Source organism: Vibrio agarilyticus, from assembly GCF_012641465.1.
In the GTDB taxonomy this organism is placed as follows: Bacteria; Pseudomonadota; Gammaproteobacteria; order Enterobacterales; family Vibrionaceae; genus Vibrio; species Vibrio agarilyticus.
On record NZ_JABAIK010000008.1, the window covers coordinates 109,304 to 128,861 of the forward strand.

The following is a 19,558-nucleotide window of genomic DNA, read 5'->3' on the forward strand; positions in this document are numbered from 1 at the left end:
GGAATACGAACCCTTTGTCTGGTTGCAAGTATCAGAGATCTAAGTCGTTTTTTGTGAATGTCGGGGCATTGGTTCTCGAGAGTTTGCTGTAGAATTTGAACGTCGTGCATTGTTAGGGTTCCCTATTAAATCCATTTAATCAGGTGTACTTTCGTTGCAGAAAAGGGCGAAATTCATTAGATCAGAATGAGCGATGCGCGTCTACTCATTGTTTTATATAGAAATTATGAGGGGATTCTTAAGAATGCGGCGTTATGTGTCAGCGCAATAATCATTACCTTAATTCATCATTGATTAAGAGTTTAGACAAGTATAAAAGAGAGTTTATATGTACGTATCTACAAAATTGAATTTCAAATTGGATGAAATCATTAAATCATTTGAGGTGGCTTTAAGAAGTTATTTAGGTGCATATTTAGAGCCAAAATTCTCTTCTGAATTGGAATTTAAGCAATATTTAGAACAGTTAAAATCCAAACAGAGTTCTAGTAGTATTGTATTGTCTACTCGTTTTGAATCAATAATAAAGAGTTTTATCTCTGATCATGAAAATATCTACTCCTTGTTTCAAAGCACTTCAAATCAGTCCGAAGTTGAAGGTTATGATGTTCCATATGTTTCCCAGTTAATAAATTTAATAGTTCTATTTTTTAAAGAATTAGAAGAGCTAAGAAGTGTTACTGATAACTACACAACGATCGAAGAGTTTTTATATAAATGTTCTCTATATCACAGGGTAAGAAATGATTTATCGCATCCAGGCTCCAAAAAAATATTAAAAATAGAAGCCTCGGAAGTATTAAAATTAATAACTAAATTTTTAAAATCTTTAGAAAGTAAACATTTCTGGTATGTATCTAAGAGTGATTTGGAAACTCAAATTGAAGCGTATTATAAAGAAGAGAAAAATAAATTGCTGAAGTTTGACAACCTGAAAAATATAAATGTTCCGCATCAAAAAACCCTTTGTAGAGAAAGTGAACTCAAAACTTTGCATGAACACCTAATAGGTGAGAATGAATATTCAAGAGTTTCGGGTTCAACAGTTATTTATGGGTATGGGGGAGTGGGTAAGACTGCATTAGTAATAGATTTTATTTATGAGATATTACAAAAAATGCAGGAAGAAAAATTTAATAGCTTATACGAGTTTATATTCTTTTTTAGTAGTAAAGAGGAAGTGCTTACGACAGAGAAAACAACGGGTGAGTTTTATATAGATAAAATACATGTTGACATCCATTCTTTCGAAGAAATTTTTAATCAAATTCTCAGTCTACTAAGTTTTACTGATTTGACTCAATTACAAAAATGTAACCTAAAAGGTTTAATTGTTATTGATAATATTGAAAATCTAAAGGAGGAAGATAAAGATAATATTTTTTCTTTCATGAAACAAATACCTCGAAATATCCAATTTATTGTTACATCAAGAAATGAGGAAAGAACTGAAGAGAAAATTCACTTAAGTGAGTTTAAAGATTTCAGTAAAGGTAAAGATTTTATTAATAGTTATATCGAATCAAATGATTTAAATCTACAAATCATAGATGAAGATATTAAGTTACTTTTAGATGCGACTAAAGGTAATACACTATTGCTTGTACAGTCACTTCGTAGCCTTCATGATAAATCAACAACGATCCAAGAAATATCAAGCGATTTAAATAATTATGAATCAAGTAGTTTTGATAAAGTGGCTAGTTTTATGTATAAAAATACATTTGATAGCGCTATAAAATACCTTGAGTCTAAAGGATTAACACCAAACAACGTCATACTTTTAGCCACTTTATATAAAGAAAAAATTGATCTATATGCATTAAGCCAATTAACGAATATAGGGTTAAATGATGTTAGATTTATGGCTAATTATTTAACATCAAAATTGATTTTTAATAAAACACATGATTTTTACTCTGTAAATGAATTCGCTTCTCGTTTTATTTTTATTAGTTTAATGCCTAATAAAAGAGAAAAAATAAAGCTTGAAGAGAATATATTTAACTATAAAAAAGAGTTGGATATAAAGCTATCGGCACTTAATGAACAGATGAAATCAAATATTAAAATTAATAGAATTATTTCTGATTGGAAACCAAATAATTATGTGGATAAAATTGTTATTGCTCAAGTTTTTCAAATGTTTAATGAATTTACAGGCGCAATTTATAAGAAGGATTCAATAACATTAACTAAACTTTTCTCAGAATATGAAAAGCATGAATATATAACGAAGCATCCATATGTTAGGTTCCAAAAAGCTCGGATATTGAATAAATTGTTAATGAAAAGGTTTTATGGAGATAAAACTAAAGAGGAACGGATTTTAGAAATTAAAAGGTGCTACGAAGATACACTTGAATCAATAAATACATCTTATTCGTATATAAAGCATACAGAGTCACACATAGCAGTGTTGATGTTTTTTGGTTTTTTCTTAAAGCGAGATCTGCATGATAACCCCAAAGCTATCAGGTATCTAGAAGATGCAATGGAGCTTCAGACTAATAAATTAGATAAAAAGTATTATCTAGTTCCTAACGAATTAACGTATTTATACGCAAAAATGTATAAAGAAACTAATGATTCCTATTATTTGGATGAATATAATTATGTTTATGATCGTATAATTAATTCTAATGTTGAAAGTATAGATTCTAGTTTATTTAACGTAAGTAAATTTAAATTACAGCAATCCCAATTAAAGGCTTCTGATCTAGACCGGTAATTGTAGCTAAGAACCTATACAAAAAGATAAAAATTTATGAATTAACAAGACACATAACAAGAGGCTATGGCGTCAATAGTTAATTTTTGACGCTATCTTTATTCCACATTGCGCCGTCTCTTAGCATTGAATTGAGTGTCACAACCATCTTTCTCATGCAGGCAACTATCGCTACCTTTTTAGTTTTTCCTGCCGCAAGTAATTGTTCATAAGTAGCCTTAAATACAAAACGCCTTTCTGGATACTCTTTGGCAAGACAAAGAGTATCTGGCCTGCTTTCTCAAGGTAAAAGAAATCGAAGAACTAAAAAGCAGGACATACCAACTCAGTACCAAAAGGTTTTTAAGCCCCCAAAAAACAGAAGGAGGCCGTTGGCTTATCAACCTCCCAATCAAACATACAATAACGGAACTAGGATTATTTACCGTTCAAATAATCCAAAACCACCTCATGGTGATCCTTCGTCTTAAACTTATTAAACACATGCTCAAGCTTGCCAGACTCATCAATTAAAAAGCTGGTTCTTACCACACCCATGTTCTCGCGGCCCATGAACTTCTTGAGCTGCCACACGCCGTACTTTTCACACACCTCATGATCTTCATCGGCAAGCAAAGTAAAGTTGAGCGCTTGCTTGGTAATAAAGTTAGTCAGTTTTTTCGGCGTGTCTGGGCTAATACCCAAAACAACCACATTATGAGCATCGAGTTCTGCTTTGGTGTCACGCAACCCTTGAGCCTGAACCGTACAACCCGGGGTAGACGCGCGAGGGTAGAAGTAAAGCAAAACTTTTTTACCGCGCAGCGCTGAGAGCGTTACCGGGGTGTTGTCTTGGTCATTTAACGTAAAATCAGGTGCGGTTTGTCCAGCGTCAATCGCCATAGTCACGTCCTTCCTTATTGGCTGTTTTTAATAAAGTTGAGTGATCCTTCCACATTCAGGGTGAGGCATAAGTCGTTAAATTCTTCTTGTAATTGCATCAAGTTGCATTCTGGTGACACTGAGGCGGTCAATGCAATATGGAATTGGTCGCGCTCACGGGCAATCTTCAATTTATCAATCGTTTGAGCGCTAAGAGAGTCGATACCAATTTGCCGATGAGCAAAAAATTGAGTGAATTGCTCGGTTAAGCCGACACGGTCTTCTGACTCAATATAAACTTCAATAGTGTAACTATTGATATTTTCTTGGTGCGGTGAGGTTCGCTTGCTCATAGTGACTAAGTCTTGTTGCTGACCAAGTAATGGCAATGTGGTTTCAACGCGGGTAATGCTGTTGGTTGTGCCTGAGAGCAGCATTAACAGCGTAAACTCGTTGCCAAAAATCGCGATGCGGCTATCAATAATATTGCAGCCTGCTTGAGTCACAAGTTGGACGACTTGGTTACAAATGCCCGGCCTATCGGTTCCGATGGCCGTGACAACCAAATGTTGCATCATAGGTTTGCTCTGCAGTTTCGAGGCGAATAAGGCGCGATAGTACCACAGTTGTGATGCAAAAATGTGCTAGGTCGCGGTATTTTATACCCAAACAACTTGGAGTTGCAGGTAGGCGGCGAACGAACAAAGCCTCTGAGCACTTCGTGAACATAGATAAACTATGTGATGAGGTTTGTGAGAGCCAGCCAACAACGCTGCAACTTCAAGTAGGACGGGTATATTGGTATGTTTTGAGTCAGTTGCCGATATCTTTGCGCTCTGACCATCACTATTTGAGCCCTTTGCTTAACGCCAGAATGCAAGATTGTGCCACTTGATCAGAACTCGGTATCAAAGATGTGCGCTTGCTCGTGTTGCAATCGAGGCAGAGCGCGTTTCTTCGCTTGAGTTTTTTCACTGCCTTACAGTACCATGCAGCAATGACCATTTAAGGAGAATCACATGTTTTCAGGAAGTATTGTTGCCCTGATTACGCCATTTAAAGCTGACGGGGAAGTCGATTTTGATGGCTTACAGCAGTTGGTTGAACACCATATTGCAGCAGGAACGGATGCCATTGTTGCCGTAGGCACCACAGGTGAGTCGGCAACGTTAACCATAGAAGAGCACGTTAAAGTCGTGACCAAAACCGTTGAGTTTGCCAATAAACGCGTTCCTGTGATTGCAGGAATGGGCGCCAATGCCACTCACGAAGCGGTAATGTTTAGCCGTTTGCTGAATGAGTCGGGCATCCAAGGTTGCTTGAGCGTGACTCCTTATTACAACAAACCGACTCAAGAAGGTTTGTATCAGCATTACAAAGCGATTGCTGAAGTGAGCGCAGTGCCTATCATTCTTTATAATGTACCGGGGCGTACTGCCGTTGATCTGAAGCCAGAAACGGTAGGGCGTTTGTCGAAACTCGACAATATCATCGGCCTTAAAGATGCCACTGGCGATCTAACCCGTGTTGCGCAGCATCGTGACTTGTGTGGTCAAGACTTTTTGCTGTTTAGTGGCGATGACGCCACGGGCCTTGAGTTTGTCAAACTCGGCGGTGACGGCGTTATTTCTGTGACCAATAATGTGGCGGCAAAAGAGATGGCGACCCTGTTCCGATTGGCAAAAGAAGGTCAGTACGATGAAGCGGCGCTTATCAACGAACGCTTGATGGGACTGCACAAAAATCTGTTTATCGAATCGAGCCCGATCCCAGTGAAATGGGCGGCGCAACAATTAGGTCTGATTGAAGAGGGTTGTCTGCGTTTGCCATTGACGACGCTTTCAGAAGAGGCTCAACCTGTGGTTCGCGACGCTTTGCAACAAGCGGGAATTATTTAACCATTTGTCGGTCTGATAACCGTACCCGCTCTGTTTGCGCGAACGCACCACACATGCGGGTATGGCAATATTACCTTGTCTCTCAGCCAAGAGACACATCGACCGCTTCGGTTAACTAGGAGTAATAATGAAGTTTTCTCACCAGTTGGCGCTTAGCTCGCTTGCTGTTTTAGTGTTAAGCGGCTGCGCCGGCAATGAAAGCCAGCGACGCCAAGCGCGTGATGATTTTACCTATTTGAACACGCCAGCGTTAGAAACTTGGCAGGTGCCGCAAGGTGCTCAGCCACAGTTCTATCCAGATTACCAAATTCCGCAAGGCGCGTTTGCTGGTGGCGTTGGACCAGAAGTGGATATTCGTCCGCCGCAGCAAGTGCTCGCGTTGGTGCCTGGCGCGCGTTATGAACGCGTTAATGGTGATGTTGTGATTTGGCTGAGCGATCAAAATCGCGTTGATGCGTTATGGCAAGACTTACAAGCGGTGATGGATCAAACCAATGTTCCCTATACCGAAGTGGCGAACAACACGATTGAAACCGATTGGATGACAGTCAGTGACGAAAGCGAAGACAACGCGGCGTCAGCGCGTTATGCGATGAAACAGATTGAGAGCGGCTCAAACCAAGGTTTGGTTATCAGTTTGCTTGAGTGGCGTGATGCTGACGGCAACAGCGTGCCGCCATCGTTTACTGAAAAAGAGCGTCAATCGGTCTTTTTGACCAATCTGCTGACCTCGCGTTACGACGAAAATAAGCGGGTGGAAGCGCAGCGTTTGGCGCAAGAGCGCATTAAACACATTCCAATTTACATGAGCACCGACCGAACTGGTTTGCCAGTGATTGTGGCTCGCGCGCCGTACGACATTGTGTGGGAGCGTCTACCTAAGGTTCTGCCTGAATTTGGTTTGGTCGTGGAAGAGCGCAACCAATCTCAAGGCACGATTGTGGTGAATTACACTCCGCCAGATGATGAATATTGGCAATCGCTTGGCACCGAGCCGCTCGATTTCACGCGCAAAGCGCATACGTTGCAACTTGGGGATCTGGGTAACCGAACCTCAATTAGCGTGGTCGATGCCGATGGAAAACTGGTCAAGCCAGAGCTGCTGACTCGGCTGGAAAATATTCTGCGCAAACAATTGCAATAGTCTTTGTTTCGCCCATGCGTAATCGCGATCCCCGACCTAGGTTGGGGATTTTTTTGTTTGGGTATGTGTATTAAATGGTGATGATTTTCAGTGATAAAAATCTCATTATCGTGTCAATAAAGAATTCTGTTTGTAACGTTTATCTAAATGAGAGATATTTGCATTTGCATTACGAATCTCGATTGTAATGTTATTGCATTTCTTTGCGCAAAAAACCTCAGTGGACTTGGGAAAAGTCGATTGAGGTTTTTTTGAGCGCAAACACATGTCGTTGTCTCAATAAATTGGATATATGTGATGAACCGTCATTTTCTGGCCCTTTCTGTTGGCGCAGCGCTTGCTGCGACTGTTGCCCCTGCGCTTGCTCAATCTTCAGGTGATGTAGAGCACATCGTTGTGACTGGCACACGTACCGAAAACTTGATCCAAAATGTGCCTAACACCACTCAAAGCTTTAGCGCAGAAGAGATCAAAGAAATGGGCGCCACCAGTGTGCGCGACATTCTAAGCCGTGCCAATAACGTGCAAATTAACGCGCAAAAAGGCGGTGTGAATATTCGTGGTTTGGGCTTTGACTATACCGTGGTCTTAGTCAATGGCCGTAAGCCGGGCGGTTTAGAAAACATCAAAGATTTCCAAAGCATGATCACCTCAACGCTGAACGTGAATAACATTGAGCGCATTGAAGTTTTGCGTGGTCAAGCTGGCGCAATGTATGGCGCTAACGCGTTGGGTGGCGTTATCAATATCATCACCAAACAGAGTGAATTGCCGTCAACGGTCTTTTCGGTCACAACCGGAAATTCGACCACAAAGGTGAGCATGGCGCATGACTTTGGTACTGTCGGCAACTGGAATGGTAGCGTTAATGCCAGCTATGCCAAAGTCGATGGTATCGAAGAAGAGAGTTTCAGCGACACTTACGATGTGTTTACCAATGGTGATGGCTATCTTGGTAATATCAACGGCACCGTAGGTTACCAACTTAATGACAACAATCATATCCGTGCTGAACTTGGTTACATTGTTGATCGCAACAAAGAGTACCAAGACAACACTGTGAGCCGTGATACCAACCGTTCACTCATTTCTGGCGCGTTGATTTTGGATGGTTTCACGGAAGCTCATTCATACTCGACGGGCCTTGCTTATAACCGTACCGAAAACGCCAAAACCATGAACAGCGCGTTTGATTTCGATGACGTGTTTCAAGATGTGATCCTTGATGGGCAAAACGCTTGGTCAATCAACGAAACTCACACTCTGTTGATGGGCGGCGAATACGCGATTGAATCGGCCCACACGCTATTGCCAGGTTCTGGTAACGGAGACACGGCGGTTCGTGGCGATGAGTTGGACAAAACTCTCGACCGTTACGCGCTGTATCTGCAAGATGAAATGCGTTTTCTTAACGACCGCGTGTTTGTCATCCCATCGGTTCGTTATGATCACCATGAAACCTTTGGCGGCAAAGCGACCTATCAAGTGGGCGCCACTTGGGAAGTGGTCAGCGATCACCGTTTGAAAGTCAACGTGGGTAATGGTTACAAAGCGCCAACCTTGATGCAGCTTTACGGTGTCGAGGCAACGGGTATCGGCAGTTTTTGGGGTAACCCTGATCTGAAGCCAGAAGAGTCAGACAACTATGAGCTGCGCTATGAGTACCGTGGTGACCGTTTGAATTATGCAATTGGCGGCTATTTCAACGATATTACCAACTACATTCATCGCGAATGTATCGACGATCCATGCCCATCAAAAGGCGCCAACTACTTGCGTGTTAACCTAGGCCAAGTGGAAATTAAAGGAATTGAAGCCGAGCTTAGCTACCAATTGACAGACGCATTGTTGGTGACGGCAAGCTATAACGGTGTGGATGGTGAAAACATTGATGATAATGGCAAGCGCACTCAGCTTTCTTATACCGCAAAACACATCTACGGCTTGGATTTGGGTTATCTGAACTACGAGCACGATCTTAGCATTAATGTGTGGGGCAATTTGAACCAAGATTTCAATACAGGTAAAGCGGTATTTGATTACTACAACTTTAGCGCTTCGGCACAAAAACACATTAACGACACTTACTCGGTCAGCTTTGGGGCGTACAACTTCCTACAAAGTGAGCGCGACAGTGTGAATGACTCTGCGCTTGACCCTATGGAGTGGCGCGTTACGGTTGACATGAAAATTTAACCTTAATGTTCAACCTGTTATTGTCACTGGCTTCGGCCGACTGACGTGAAATAGACCAAGCCTCAATGCCATTTATGGCCTTGAGGCTTGTGCAATTGAGTAACCTTCGTGTTTCATTACTATAAATACACTGCATTGATGGCACTGGCGATAGTCGTGCTGGGTTTCGCTTCGCTGTTTATTGGCGCTATGGACGTTTCATTGGCTGCGATATTGAATGGCGATCTTGAACAGCTCAATGTTCTGCTGGTCTCCCGCTTGCCTCGCCTATTGGCGATTTTGTGCACTGGCGTTGGTATGAGTGTCGCCGGCTTGTTAATGCAAAATCTTTGCATGAATAAGTTTGTCTCGCCGAGCACCAGCTCAACCATCGCGTTTGCCCAGCTTGGCGTTTTATTGGCATTGATCTGGTTTAATGACGCGTCATTGCTAGAAAAAACCGCCATATCGTTTGTCACCTCCATCATCGGCACTTGGGTGTTTATTTACTTTACCCAAAAAATTCAGTTCAAAGACATCATCATGGTGCCGCTTATTGGCATCATGTTGGGTAACGTGATTGGTGGTATTACGACTCACTTTGCTTATGTGTACGATGTGATGCAGTCATTGCAAGGGGCGCTTGTGGGTGATTTTTCACTGATCATCAAAGGGCGCTATGAAGTGGTATTCCTCGTGGTGCCTTTGCTTGTGGTTTCGTACTGGTTTGCCAATCATTTCAATATTGTCGGCCTTGGTGAGAGTTTTGCCAAAAATCTCGGTGTGAATTACAACCTAGTGCTGTTTGGCGGCTTGTCGATAGCGGCGCTGCTGACGGCGAGCATTGTTGTCACCGTAGGAGCCATTGCGTATTTAGGTTTGATTGTACCCAACATCGTCGCGATGTTTCGAGGCGACAACATTCGTGGCTGCTTGCTTGATGTGTCACTGTTTGGCGCGTTATTTGTCCTGATCTGCGACATGTTTGGCCGTTTGGTCATTTTCCCTTATGAACTTCCTGTGACGCTAATCGCTGGTGTGATTGGTAGTGTTGCTTTCTTAATGCTGATGTTTAAGCGCCTCAGCCCGGCGCGGAGCTAACCCATGACCCAATTGGTTGAATCGCAGCGCGCAAGTGCCGCGTTACGCAATCCCTCTTCGCGTAATAACGCGTCTTTGCGTAATAAGATCCTGTCGATGGCAGTGCTGAGTCTGGTTTTGGCAGCGACTTATTTGCTGATTTTTGTTGATATGCGCTTTGTCGAGTTTGCCATGATGATCCGCACGCCAAAACTGGCTGCAATCATTATTGCCGCGTTCTGCATTGGTGTTGCGACTATGGTGTTTCAGTCGATCATCAATAATCGCATTGTCACGCCTTGTCTGCTCGGAATGAATGCGCTCTATATTCTGATCCACACAGCAGTGGCGTTTGTGTTTGGCGCAACCAGTGATTTTTCAGCAGATAAGCACATCGCTTTTTGTATCGATGTGGTGTTGATGTCCGTGTTATCCACCCTGATTTACGGATACTTGTTTAACAAGACCAACTACAACATTTTGTTTGTGCTGCTGAGTGGCACCGTGATGGCGACCCTATTTGGCAGTATTTCAGATACCCTGCTGCGCACCATGGATCCCAATGAATACGATGTGCTGCTCAATAGTTTGATTGCCGGTTTTAATAACGTGAACAGCGATATTATTGCGCTGGCGTGTACCCTGATTGTGCTGGTGGCGTTTTGGCTGCGCAAAGAAGTGATGCTGCTGGATGTGATAACGCTCGGCAAGCACCAAGCGATAAACCTTGGCGTGCCATACGACAAAGTGGTGGTGAAGCTGCTTTTGGGCGTCACGATTTTTATCACTATCGCGACGGCGTTGGTGGGACCTATCTCGTTTTTAGGCTTGATTATCGCAAACGTCGCTCGTGAATTTTTACCCACCTACCGTCACCGTTATCTGCTTGCAGGCTCGTTTCTTGCGGGCGTGATTGTGCTACTTGCAGGGCAGTTATTGATTGAGCATGTGTTTGAGTTCGGCTCGGTTATTTCGGTGTTCATTAACGTCTTTGGTGGCGCATATTTCCTTTATTTAATTGTCAAAGGGCAACAGCTGTAATGATTAAAGTCAGCAATATTTCGAAATCTTACGGCGATAAACCGGTCGTAAAGCAGGTCAGCTTTGAACTGCCAAAGGGAAAATTAATCTCGTTCATCGGGCCAAATGGCGCGGGGAAATCAACGGTGCTGCACATGATTGCGCGGTTGATCCCACGCGACAGCGGTACGATTGAGGTCGATGGTCTTGATATTGGTCAGTGGAAAGACAAAGAGCTTGCCAAGCGTTTGTCGATTTTAACGCAGCACAACAACGTGACAATGAAATTGACGGTACGCGAATTGGTCAGTTTTGGTCGCTTTCCTCATTCAGGGAACAAGCTGACGCAAGAAGATCATCTGCTCGTTGAGCAAGCGATTGATTACATGGAGCTGCGCGAGTTTAGCGACCGTCACATCGATGCACTATCGGGCGGGCAGCGCCAACGCGCTTATATCGCTATGATTCTGGCGCAAGACACCGACTACATCATTCTCGATGAACCAACCAACAACCTTGATATTTATCATTCGTCGCAGATGATGAAGCTGCTACGGCGCATGTGCGATGAACTTGGAAAAACCATTGTGGTTGTGTTGCACGACATTAATTTTGCGTCGTGTTACTCCGATTACATTGCCGCATTTAAAAACGGCGAGCTGTATCGATTTGATACCGCTCAAGCTTTGATGGCACCGGAGCATTTGAAAGCTCTGTATAACGTTGAGTTTGAAATTCAGCAAACTCGCGGAAAATCCATCGCAATTTATTACTAACTCTGATTGAGAAACCAATATGATGAACCCTATGCTGCGCCTTGTTAGCGCGTTTGCACTCTGCTTTAGCGTCGTGACTGGTGCCACGGCAAAAGAGACCATCACGGTCACCGTGGTTGACGATAAAAAACAGCCGATCGCGTTGGAAGTGCCTTATATGCCAACTCGCATCGCGGCGCTTAACTTTACCACGGTCGACATTTTGGACCAGTTGGGCTTAGGCGATCGTATTGTCGGTATGACCAAAAGCTCTGCAGTTCCAGCGCATCTTAAAAAATACGCCGATAATCCCAATATCGTTAATCTTGGCAGTATGAAAGAGATTGATATGGAAGCGCTGATGTCGCTTCAGCCTGACGTGATTTTTTCCAGTGACCGCACTGTGCGCCAGTACAAGCTGTTCTCTATGATTGCGCCAACGGTGGCAAGCTTTGTTGAGTACCAAAATGGTTTTTTCCAAGGCTTTGCGGCTAACGCTAAATTGCATGGCGAGATTTTTGGTCAACAAGCGCACGTGCAAGCGCAGCTTGATGGTTTTACCGCGCGCATTAATGCGATGAAGTCAAAAGCGCAGAGCCAAAGCGCGATGTTAGGGCTGTTTACCGGTGGCTCGTTAAAAGTGCTGGGTGACAAAGGCCGTATGTCGCTTATCACCAATGACATCGGTTTTAACAATCTTGCTGATGGCGTGAATGTTAACCACGGTAACAACGCCTCTTACGAGCTGTTTGTGAAGCTCAATCCAGACTACGTCTTTATTTTGGATAAAGATGTCGCGGTAGGCCGAAACAGTAATTCGGCAAAAGAGTTACTTGATAACGAACTCTTCAAACAAACTCGCGCTCATCAAACTCAGCGCATGGTATTTTTGGAGCCGGGCGACACTTGGTATGTGGCCGATGGTGGGTTTAAAGCGCTTGATATGATGCTTGGCAACATTGAAGCGGTGATGAATTAACTATACCCATATATGGGTGTTTGATGAATAATGACGTGGTGCAATGTTTGCGCTCACGTCATTATTTTTTTGGCTGGCTTGAGGTTGTTTTTGACGGCGCGTCACCATGGCGTTGACGATCAAGTTGATTCAGCTTATCAAGATCGCTCTCTTTGGGCGGTAGAATGTGGCTGTGGGCGGTGTATTTCAGTAGCGCAATGTTACCGATGACCACGCTCACGACAATCACAATAATGATCCAAGGGTTGGTCAAAAATTCAATCATGCTTCCTCCACCAAACAGATGTTGGCAATATATTGAGTATAGAGCTTAGGCAGAGCGGCTAACACTCGATCCACGCCTAAAAAAGGGTTGGCTTGCCACTGCGTTGCCAGTATTTCCGGTGTCAGTTGGGCTAAGCAGTCCGTGGCCACAGCATAATGACTCAAATGCCAAGGCTCAAATGCGACGCCACCTTGATATTGGGCATAGGGGAAGAAAAAACCGTATTGCCCAGCATGCGCTTTGAGCCAGCGATAAAACGGCGCTTGATGGCCGGTTAGATACTCCCACGGTTCCAGTTGCAGCGGCACGTTCTCAGGTAGCGCATTGACAGCGTACAGATCAAAATCACAGCCCCAATGATGGCGACTGGCCCCAGGTAGCGCCGACCAGCGTAAGATAGCATCAACTCTCTCGCGTTCATTGAGTGACAGTGCATCAATCGCTTGCCCATTTTCATCATTGATGGTTCTCTCGCCGCTAAATTTGCCGTTCCAAATCATTGTCTGCCGCGCGTAATCACGAAAACCGCTGGCAATATCAAGGGTGAATCCCGCAAGGCGCGCCGCGTCAATCAAGCTTGTAAGCGCGTCGCACACCTGATGATGAATCATCACTTGGCGCTCATGTGCGGAATGTGGATGAATGGTGAACGGCGTGAGGTGGCCCGTATCCAGTCCAGTGAGCTGGTTTGGTGTGAGAGGCGTAATGGGTATTTGCGTTGACATGAACACACCTTTTAACAGTCGATAAAAGAAACGCTCGCGTCAGCGAGCGTTGCCAAATGATCATTGTGGCACAAGTAAGTGCTCTAACACGTTTTGATACATCAAGGTGAGTTTTTCCAGATCATCAATACGAACGCATTCATTTACCTTGTGAATCGTGGCATTCACTGGCCCCAGCTCAACCACTTGACCGCCCATGCGCGCGATAAAGCGACCATCGGAGGTGCCGCCTGTAGTGAGTAGTTCGGGCTGCGTGTTGTTTACCTTCGCCACGGCTGCAACAACCGCATCGAGCAACGCGCCAGTATCGGTGAGGAACGGGTCACCGTTGAACGTCCAATCAAGCTCATAGTCGAGATCGTAACGGTCAAGGGTGGTCACCACACGATCAATGATGGCTTGATTGTTTAGCTCAGTGCTAAAGCGCAAGTTAAACTGAACGTTGAGTTCACCCGGAATCACATTAGACGCGCCCGTGCCTGCATGAATATTGGGGATCTGAAAGCTGGTTGGTGGAAAATAAGCGTTGCCTTCATCCCACTGAGTGGTTGCCAGCTCATTCAATGCTAAAAAGCTCTGATGCACTGGGTTGCGCGCCAAATGCGGATAAGCCACATGGCCTTGAATGCCTTTGACCGTCAGATCGCCGGTGATGGAACCTCGGCGTCCGTTTTTCACGACATCGCCGACGACTTCAGTACTGGAAGGCTCGCCGACAATGCACATGTCAATCAGCTCATCGCGCGCCATTAGGGCCTCGACCACACGCACCGTGCCATTAATAAACGGCCCTTCTTCGTCAGAGGTGATCAAAAAGCCTATCGAACCTTGATGGTTAGGATGCTGTGCAATAAATTGCTCTACCGCAACGATCATCGCGGCAAGAGAGCCTTTCATGTCCGCGGCGCCGCGGCCATAGAGGTAGCCGTCTTGCACTGTCGGGTCAAAGGGCGGAGTGTGCCAATCCGCAAGATTACCAGCAGGAACAACGTCCGTGTGGCCGGCAAAGGCAAACAGCGGCGCTTGCGTGCCGCGGCGTGCCCAGAAATTGGTTGTGTCTTCAAACACCATGATCTCAACGTCAAAGCCGAGTGCTTTTAATCGCTCGATCATTACCGTCTGACAACCTGCATCTTCAGGGGTCACAGACTCACGGCTAATGAGATCTTTGGCGAGAGCTAAAACAGGTGTATCGGTCATCCTTGATATCCTTTTAAAACAAAGTGGCGTATTGCGCCGGGGTAAATCCGAGTTGAAGGTGGCCATCGGTTTCCAGTATCGGGCGTTTGATCATTGCTGGATTAGCAACCAGTAAATCTACCGCAGTATTCTGGTTTAGGCTGGCCTTTTGCTCATCGGTTAAGCCGCGATAGGTCGTGCCGCGCTTATTAAGCACCTTTTCCCATCCAAGCTCGTGACAAAAACGCTCAACCAAAGCGGCATCAATGCCTTGTTTGCGGTAGTCATGAAATGAAAATTCGACCTCAGCCTGTTGTAACCATTTTTTGGCTTTTTTGACTGTGTCGCAATTGGCAATGCCGTACATAACAGTGGTCATAGTCCCGTCCCTTGTTCGAATTTGTTGCAAACTTGCATCCTATCAAGAAGCGTCAGGCGAAACAAAGTTTGTCCGTTGTTCAAGAGGTAAAACGGCGAAAAAGGGCATGAGATTTGGTTGTGGTCAGAAAATTATCAAAATTGTGCGAGTGAATCCGCTTGGCTTTGATCCGCCTCAACACGCACGCGCGTGAAACGGAAATAATGAATTTGCATAAATTTTGGAGGTATCAATGGAATTGAGTCCTGTTTTCGCAAGGCGGTTGTATCTGGCTTTGCTGGTCGAGAGTCTGGAAAGACCCAATGTTCCTAAACTGATTGAAAAAACCGGCTGGCCGCGCCGTACGATTCAAGATGTACTCAAAGCGCTGCCGGGTATTGGTATTGAGCTGATGTTTGTTCAAGATGGGCGTCGGCATAATGACGGATATTATCAACTCTCCGATTGGGGCCCGTTTGACAGTCAATGGGTGCTTGAGCGAGAGCGCGATATTGCGACGAGTTTGGGCTTTGAAGCGTGACCTTGTCATGCTTGAGTCCGTTGATTAAAAATACGCCCGTTGGGCGTATTTTTATACCAGCGTGATATAACCCATAAATCCTAGCCAGCTGATAAGTAACAAAGCCCAAGGTAGGCTAGCATTGGCGTGTTTCGCCGGGCTTGCTTGCGTCAAAGTCGAGGGCGACTCTGTGGTGATGTCATCAGCGTGCCGCTGTTTCTCTTTGAGTAATTTCTTCTTACTACGGCTTGCTTGACGTTGGCGCTCTTTTTGCTGCTTTTTGTATTGCGCGATGCCTTTTTCGATGCCTTGTGCAATCAGCTTGGTTTGCTCTTTGGTTTGTCCGGGAGTTTGCGTCGCTCGAGCAATTTTCATTGCTTCTTGCTGCGTCTCTACCGAAGGGGCGGCAGGTTTCATCGTATTCTCTTCCTTTTTGGCAGATCATCATTGTAACGTGCTTACTGGCTCGAGGGAATTGATGAGCGTGCACGATGAGGCTTGCAGCCATCACATCTTTTGCCACAAAATACCGCTAGCCTTGCGACGTCCATCTAGTAATGTATACCCAAGTGACTTCAAGATGCTGGATTCAGAGCCGGCTCACTGAGCTGAGAGCAAGGCAAACAACGCAGCGAAATAGCGAGCCTATTTTCAAGTTGTTTAACGCAGCTCTCGGTTCAGTGATTGGCTCCCAAAGGGCGAGCTGCCTTGGCTCATCAGCTTTGTTGACGATTTTCGATTGAGAACCACTCAATCTTCAAATCCTCGCCTCACTGACAAACCAAGTCATTCTCGCTGAACCATGCATCTTGAGGTTACTTGGGTATAAAAAGGGGCTGACGCTGACAAATGTCACCACAAGAGTGGTGGATGAAAATAATGAGAATTTTGTGCGATACCATTTTGATAATTATGATGAAAACGGTTTTTTAAAACCGCCACTCTGGCTATGGCTGGGTTGGATTTTTCTGGCCCGCTCATGGGTTGTGTTTGCGCTGGCAAGCGTGAGTCGTGAGTCTGACAGTGATATTTTGCCGTTTCTTTTTCCCAATGACGAGGTGTTGTATTTTAGTCTGTCACTGGGCACGCCAAGCCTTATATTAATGTGGCTTATTAGTTTACGCACACCTGAGCGCCTTTGGGTGAACCGACTGACGCGTCTGGGTTGGCCAGTGACTTTCTGTTCTACGCTGATTCAGCTAGGACAGACCTTTCATCAAGTGGTGCTTACTCACGGTACCTTCCATTGGGTGAATGGCATCACTTTGGTAGCGTTATTTTGGCTTGCGCTTTACTTGCTCAACGCTCGCTGGGCAAAAGAGTGCTTCTGGCTACCTACATTTCATACAGATGTTAAGCGAAAGTGATTTTTATCAATAATTTGACGAGAAAATCTCTCTAAACTGTGGCAAAAAAGGAGAATGTGATGTCTTTGTCTCAATCCGCGATTTTGCCAGAAGCAGGGGCGTTTGCCCTGTTTGCGCAATTTAATATCAAAAGTGAACCGGCGCATGTACTCGCGCAATTGCAAGCGCTGCCCGCTCTTGTCACTGAGCTTAATGGCACTCAGCCCAACGCTAACCTGACACTTTCAGTGGCTTTTGGTCCACGTATGTGGCAGCAATTTGAGCAAACTATGCCTGCCGAACTCACCGTGTTCCCTGAACTTGGGGAAGGGGATATTTCAGCGCCGAGTGTTGAAGCTGATATTTTGATCCACTGTCATTCAGAGCGCCATGACCTGCATTTTTATCTGCTGCGTAAATGGATGGAGCAGGTGGTTGAGCACGTTGAGCTGGTGGATGAAACGTACAGTTATCGCTACCTTGACGCGCGTGATATGACCGATTTTATCGACGGCACCGAAAACCCGAAAGCAGAGGCGCGTGCCGAAGTGGCATTGGTCGCCGATGGTGAGCATGCTGGTGGCAGTTATGTCATGGTGCAACGTTTTGAGCATAATTTGCCAGCGTGGAATCGCTTAAACATCGCCGCGCAAGAGAAGGTGATCGGTCGCACCAAGCCAGACTCGGTTGAGCTTGATGATGTGCCTGCCGCTTCTCATGTCGGTCGGGTTGATATCAAAGAAGAGGGCAAAGGGCTGAAAATCGTGCGTCATAGTTTGCCATACGGCAGTGTGACTGGCGCGCATGGCTTATTGTTTATCGCCTATTGCCATACGGTCCATAACTTTACCGCCATGCTTGAGAGCATGTATGGCGTAACCGATGGCAAAACGGATCAACTGCTGCGCTTTACCAAGGCAGTCACAGGCGCTTATTTCTTTGCGCCATCGGCTGCGATGCTGCAATCGTTACGTCTACGCAATGCCTGATTGTTGATGGACGCGTGTCTTGCTTGTTGAATAGAAAAAAGAAGCTTCGGCTTCTTTTTTTTCTTTTGTCTCCCTCATTGTCAGCCCCGCGGACTCACTCACCACATTATTCCCCTTTAGTTATCTCAAGAATTCGCTCCCCCTGCCGAAAACTAAATAACTAACTTTGAGGAGCATAGCAGTGGTGATGAGTGTCAACACAAATGTCTCTGCGCTTATGGCGCAGCGGCAACTGTCGAATGCGACTCAGCAGTTGAACCAGTCGCTTGAGCGCCTTGCCTCGGGCAAGCGGATTAATAGCGCGAAAGATGATGCTGCCGGGTTACAAATTTCGAATCGATTAACCGCGCAAATCCGCGGTATTGATGTGGGTGTTCGTAATGCTAACGATGGCATATCCATCATGCAAACGGCCGAAGGCGCGATGCAAGAGAGTACGCAACTCTTGCAGCGAATGCGTGATTTGTCATTGCAATCGGCCAATGGCGCGAACAGTCAAGCAGAGCGTCAAGCGCTTGATGAAGAGTTTGGCGCGCTCAATGACGAACTCAATCGGATTGCCGAGGCAACCTCGTTTGCTGGGCGCAAGCTGCTTAATGGCACGTTTGGCCGTAGTGCGTTTCAAATAGGGCCCAGTGGTGGCGAAGCGGTACAAATTGAGCTCAATTCAATGCGCAGTGACGATAGTCGCATGGGCGGTGTGAGCGTCACGGCGGCTGCGATGGCCAGTAAAAATTGGCACGTTACTTCGCCACGCAACACACTGACAATTGAATACACCAATAAGCAAGGCCATCTCGACGCGCTGACCATTGAGGCAAAGGCGGGCGACGATATTGAAGAGCTTGCGACGTATATCAATGGTCAAACGGATGATTTTTCGGCCTCGGTTAATGAGCATGGTCAGTTGCAGCTGTATCTCGGCCAAGACGATTTACATGGCGCAACGTTACCGCGTTTTTCTGGCGCGCTTGCCGATGAACTCGGTTTATCGCAAGGCAAAGTGACTCAGCATACGGTTAATAGCGTCAGCATCGGTTCGGTCGGGCAGGCGCAAAATGCCGTCGCGGTACTTGATACTGCGCTTGCTTATGTCGATAGCGAGCGCGCCATGTTGGGGGCCTATCAAAACCGCTTTGCTCATGCGGTAAATAACCTAGATAACGTTCAGCAAAATCTGGCCGCATCAAACAGTCGAATTTTAGATACAGATTATGCCAAAGAGACGACGCAACTCGTCAAACAGCAGATTTTACAACAAGTCAGCACCACGATTTTGGCGCAAGCGAAACAATCCCCCAACCTCGTGTTGTCGTTATTGGGCTAGGCAAAAGAGAAGCTGTATCGACAGTCTTAACCAAGACTTGAGTGAAAATGTTCAACTTTTTTATGCTTTTTTCTGTTTCATCACGATTTGTTTGGCAAGTGAACTTTTTTTAAAGAAAACGCATTTTTTCACTAAAGAATTTCAAGACTGCGCCGTTAATAAAAGTAACTTTGAGAGAACTACTTGGTTTTCCGAGACGTCGGAAA

General features: G+C 45.2%; 19 protein-coding genes and 1 pseudogene. 12 read left to right on the top strand and 8 right to left on the bottom strand.

The window, feature by feature from the left end:
- Positions 1 to 328 precede the first annotated feature (328 nt).
- Positions 329 to 2,731, top strand: coding sequence for a hypothetical protein (locus HGP28_RS09875; RefSeq protein WP_168836291.1), 2,403 nt, complete (start codon positions 329 to 331; stop codon positions 2,729 to 2,731).
- Between the two features lie 79 nt (positions 2,732 to 2,810).
- On the opposite strand, the pseudogene HGP28_RS09880 reads toward HGP28_RS09875, so the two are convergent.
- From HGP28_RS09880 to HGP28_RS09890, 3 genes and pseudogenes are all read right to left on the bottom strand, one after another.
- Positions 2,811 to 2,957, bottom strand: a pseudogene (locus tag HGP28_RS09880) (IS110 family transposase); the annotation flags it as partial.
- A 191-nt stretch (positions 2,958 to 3,148) separates the two neighbouring features.
- A complete protein-coding gene (gene bcp / locus HGP28_RS09885) occupies positions 3,149 to 3,613 on the bottom strand; it encodes a thioredoxin-dependent thiol peroxidase (RefSeq protein ID WP_168836292.1) in 465 nt (154 codons plus the stop codon).
- 14 nt (positions 3,614 to 3,627) lie between these two features.
- Positions 3,628 to 4,170 carry a glycine cleavage system transcriptional repressor gene (locus HGP28_RS09890; protein WP_168836293.1) on the bottom strand — a complete coding sequence of 181 codons (543 nt, stop codon included), beginning with the start codon at positions 4,168 to 4,170 and terminating at the stop codon, positions 3,628 to 3,630.
- Between the two features lie 441 nt (positions 4,171 to 4,611).
- On the opposite strand from HGP28_RS09890, the gene dapA reads away from it, so the two are divergent.
- The 7 genes from dapA to HGP28_RS09925 all read left to right on the top strand — a co-directional run bounded on the left by dapA (position 4,612) and on the right by HGP28_RS09925 (position 12,643).
- Positions 4,612 to 5,490 carry a 4-hydroxy-tetrahydrodipicolinate synthase gene (gene dapA / locus HGP28_RS09895; RefSeq protein WP_168836294.1) on the top strand — a complete coding sequence of 293 codons (879 nt, stop codon included), beginning with the start codon at positions 4,612 to 4,614 and terminating at the stop codon, positions 5,488 to 5,490.
- A 127-nt stretch (positions 5,491 to 5,617) separates the two neighbouring features.
- The gene (gene bamC / locus HGP28_RS09900; RefSeq protein WP_168836295.1) at positions 5,618 to 6,634 is read left to right on the top strand and encodes an NlpB/DapX family lipoprotein; all 1,017 of its coding nucleotides are present in this window, start codon (positions 5,618 to 5,620) and stop codon (positions 6,632 to 6,634) included.
- A gap of 297 nt (positions 6,635 to 6,931) precedes the next feature.
- A complete protein-coding gene (locus HGP28_RS09905) occupies positions 6,932 to 8,830 on the top strand; it encodes a TonB-dependent receptor plug domain-containing protein (RefSeq protein ID WP_168836296.1) in 1,899 nt (632 codons plus the stop codon).
- 108 nt (positions 8,831 to 8,938) lie between these two features.
- Entirely contained in the window at positions 8,939 to 9,910 is a 972-nt protein-coding gene (locus tag HGP28_RS09910) for an ABC transporter permease (RefSeq protein ID WP_211091947.1), read from the top strand.
- A gap of 3 nt (positions 9,911 to 9,913) precedes the next feature.
- Positions 9,914 to 10,930 (top strand): iron chelate uptake ABC transporter family permease subunit, encoded by a 1,017-nt coding sequence (locus HGP28_RS09915; RefSeq protein WP_168836297.1) that lies wholly within the window; start codon positions 9,914 to 9,916, stop codon positions 10,928 to 10,930.
- A complete protein-coding gene (locus tag HGP28_RS09920) occupies positions 10,930 to 11,685 on the top strand; it encodes an iron ABC transporter ATP-binding protein (protein WP_211091948.1) in 756 nt (251 codons plus the stop codon). Before HGP28_RS09915 ends, HGP28_RS09920 begins: the two co-directional genes overlap by 1 nt.
- Positions 11,686 to 11,704: 19 nt before the next feature.
- A complete protein-coding gene (locus tag HGP28_RS09925; protein ID WP_168836298.1) occupies positions 11,705 to 12,643 on the top strand; it encodes an ABC transporter substrate-binding protein in 939 nt (312 codons plus the stop codon).
- A 61-nt stretch (positions 12,644 to 12,704) separates the two neighbouring features.
- Here the strand turns inward: HGP28_RS09925 and HGP28_RS09930 are convergent, their stop codons facing one another.
- From HGP28_RS09930 to HGP28_RS09945, 4 genes are read right to left on the bottom strand one after another with little or no spacing between them, the layout of a single operon-like run.
- Complete coding sequence (locus HGP28_RS09930) at positions 12,705 to 12,908, bottom strand: DUF2897 family protein (protein WP_168836299.1); 204 nt, start codon at positions 12,906 to 12,908, stop codon at positions 12,705 to 12,707.
- A complete protein-coding gene (locus tag HGP28_RS09935) occupies positions 12,905 to 13,633 on the bottom strand; it encodes a M15 family metallopeptidase (RefSeq protein WP_168836300.1) in 729 nt (242 codons plus the stop codon). The genes HGP28_RS09930 and HGP28_RS09935 overlap by 4 nt, the downstream gene beginning before the upstream one ends.
- Positions 13,634 to 13,693: 60 nt before the next feature.
- Positions 13,694 to 14,833 carry a succinyl-diaminopimelate desuccinylase gene (dapE, locus tag HGP28_RS09940; protein WP_168836301.1) on the bottom strand — a complete coding sequence of 380 codons (1,140 nt, stop codon included), beginning with the start codon at positions 14,831 to 14,833 and terminating at the stop codon, positions 13,694 to 13,696.
- A gap of 13 nt (positions 14,834 to 14,846) precedes the next feature.
- On the bottom strand, positions 14,847 to 15,191 hold the full coding sequence (locus tag HGP28_RS09945; protein WP_168836302.1) for an ArsC family reductase: 345 nt from the start codon (positions 15,189 to 15,191) through the stop codon (positions 14,847 to 14,849).
- A 232-nt stretch (positions 15,192 to 15,423) separates the two neighbouring features.
- On the opposite strand from HGP28_RS09945, the gene HGP28_RS09950 reads away from it, so the two are divergent.
- Positions 15,424 to 15,711 (top strand): winged helix-turn-helix domain-containing protein, encoded by a 288-nt coding sequence (locus HGP28_RS09950; RefSeq protein ID WP_168836303.1) that lies wholly within the window; start codon positions 15,424 to 15,426, stop codon positions 15,709 to 15,711.
- 51 nt (positions 15,712 to 15,762) lie between these two features.
- Here HGP28_RS09950 and HGP28_RS09955 read toward each other — a convergent pair whose 3' ends face one another.
- On the bottom strand, positions 15,763 to 16,107 hold the full coding sequence (locus HGP28_RS09955; protein ID WP_168836304.1) for a DUF2956 domain-containing protein: 345 nt from the start codon (positions 16,105 to 16,107) through the stop codon (positions 15,763 to 15,765).
- A 473-nt stretch (positions 16,108 to 16,580) separates the two neighbouring features.
- On the opposite strand from HGP28_RS09955, the gene HGP28_RS09960 reads away from it, so the two are divergent.
- The 3 genes from HGP28_RS09960 (at position 16,581) to HGP28_RS09970 (ending at position 19,352) form a co-directional block, all read left to right on the top strand.
- Complete coding sequence (locus HGP28_RS09960; RefSeq protein WP_168836305.1) at positions 16,581 to 17,057, top strand: DUF2919 family protein; 477 nt, start codon at positions 16,581 to 16,583, stop codon at positions 17,055 to 17,057.
- Positions 17,058 to 17,116: 59 nt separating this feature from the next.
- On the top strand, positions 17,117 to 18,025 hold the full coding sequence (locus HGP28_RS09965; protein ID WP_168836306.1) for a Dyp-type peroxidase: 909 nt from the start codon (positions 17,117 to 17,119) through the stop codon (positions 18,023 to 18,025).
- Between the two features lie 181 nt (positions 18,026 to 18,206).
- Positions 18,207 to 19,352 (top strand): flagellin, encoded by a 1,146-nt coding sequence (locus HGP28_RS09970; RefSeq protein ID WP_168836307.1) that lies wholly within the window; start codon positions 18,207 to 18,209, stop codon positions 19,350 to 19,352.
- The last annotated feature ends 206 nt before the right edge of the window (positions 19,353 to 19,558 follow it).

Bases quoted from the DNA above. Each gene is read 5' to 3' on its own strand.
- HGP28_RS09875 (WP_168836291.1), top strand. From the start codon at position 329: ATGTACGTATCTACAAAATTGAATTTCAAATTGGATGAAATCATTAAA.
- bcp (WP_168836292.1), bottom strand. From the start codon at position 3,613: ATGGCGATTGACGCTGGACAAACCGCACCTGATTTTACGTTAAATGAC.
- HGP28_RS09890 (WP_168836293.1), bottom strand. From the start codon at position 4,170: ATGATGCAACATTTGGTTGTCACGGCCATCGGAACCGATAGGCCGGGC.
- dapA (WP_168836294.1), top strand. From the start codon at position 4,612: ATGTTTTCAGGAAGTATTGTTGCCCTGATTACGCCATTTAAAGCTGAC.
- bamC (WP_168836295.1), top strand. From the start codon at position 5,618: ATGAAGTTTTCTCACCAGTTGGCGCTTAGCTCGCTTGCTGTTTTAGTG.
- HGP28_RS09905 (WP_168836296.1), top strand. From the start codon at position 6,932: ATGAACCGTCATTTTCTGGCCCTTTCTGTTGGCGCAGCGCTTGCTGCG.
- HGP28_RS09915 (WP_168836297.1), top strand. From the start codon at position 9,914: ATGACCCAATTGGTTGAATCGCAGCGCGCAAGTGCCGCGTTACGCAAT.
- HGP28_RS09920 (WP_211091948.1), top strand. From the start codon at position 10,930: ATGATTAAAGTCAGCAATATTTCGAAATCTTACGGCGATAAACCGGTC.
- HGP28_RS09925 (WP_168836298.1), top strand. From the start codon at position 11,705: ATGATGAACCCTATGCTGCGCCTTGTTAGCGCGTTTGCACTCTGCTTT.
- HGP28_RS09930 (WP_168836299.1), bottom strand. From the start codon at position 12,908: ATGATTGAATTTTTGACCAACCCTTGGATCATTATTGTGATTGTCGTG.
- HGP28_RS09935 (WP_168836300.1), bottom strand. From the start codon at position 13,633: ATGTCAACGCAAATACCCATTACGCCTCTCACACCAAACCAGCTCACT.
- dapE (WP_168836301.1), bottom strand. From the start codon at position 14,833: ATGACCGATACACCTGTTTTAGCTCTCGCCAAAGATCTCATTAGCCGT.
- HGP28_RS09945 (WP_168836302.1), bottom strand. From the start codon at position 15,191: ATGACCACTGTTATGTACGGCATTGCCAATTGCGACACAGTCAAAAAA.
- HGP28_RS09950 (WP_168836303.1), top strand. From the start codon at position 15,424: ATGGAATTGAGTCCTGTTTTCGCAAGGCGGTTGTATCTGGCTTTGCTG.
- HGP28_RS09955 (WP_168836304.1), bottom strand. From the start codon at position 16,107: ATGAAACCTGCCGCCCCTTCGGTAGAGACGCAGCAAGAAGCAATGAAA.
- HGP28_RS09965 (WP_168836306.1), top strand. From the start codon at position 17,117: ATGTCTTTGTCTCAATCCGCGATTTTGCCAGAAGCAGGGGCGTTTGCC.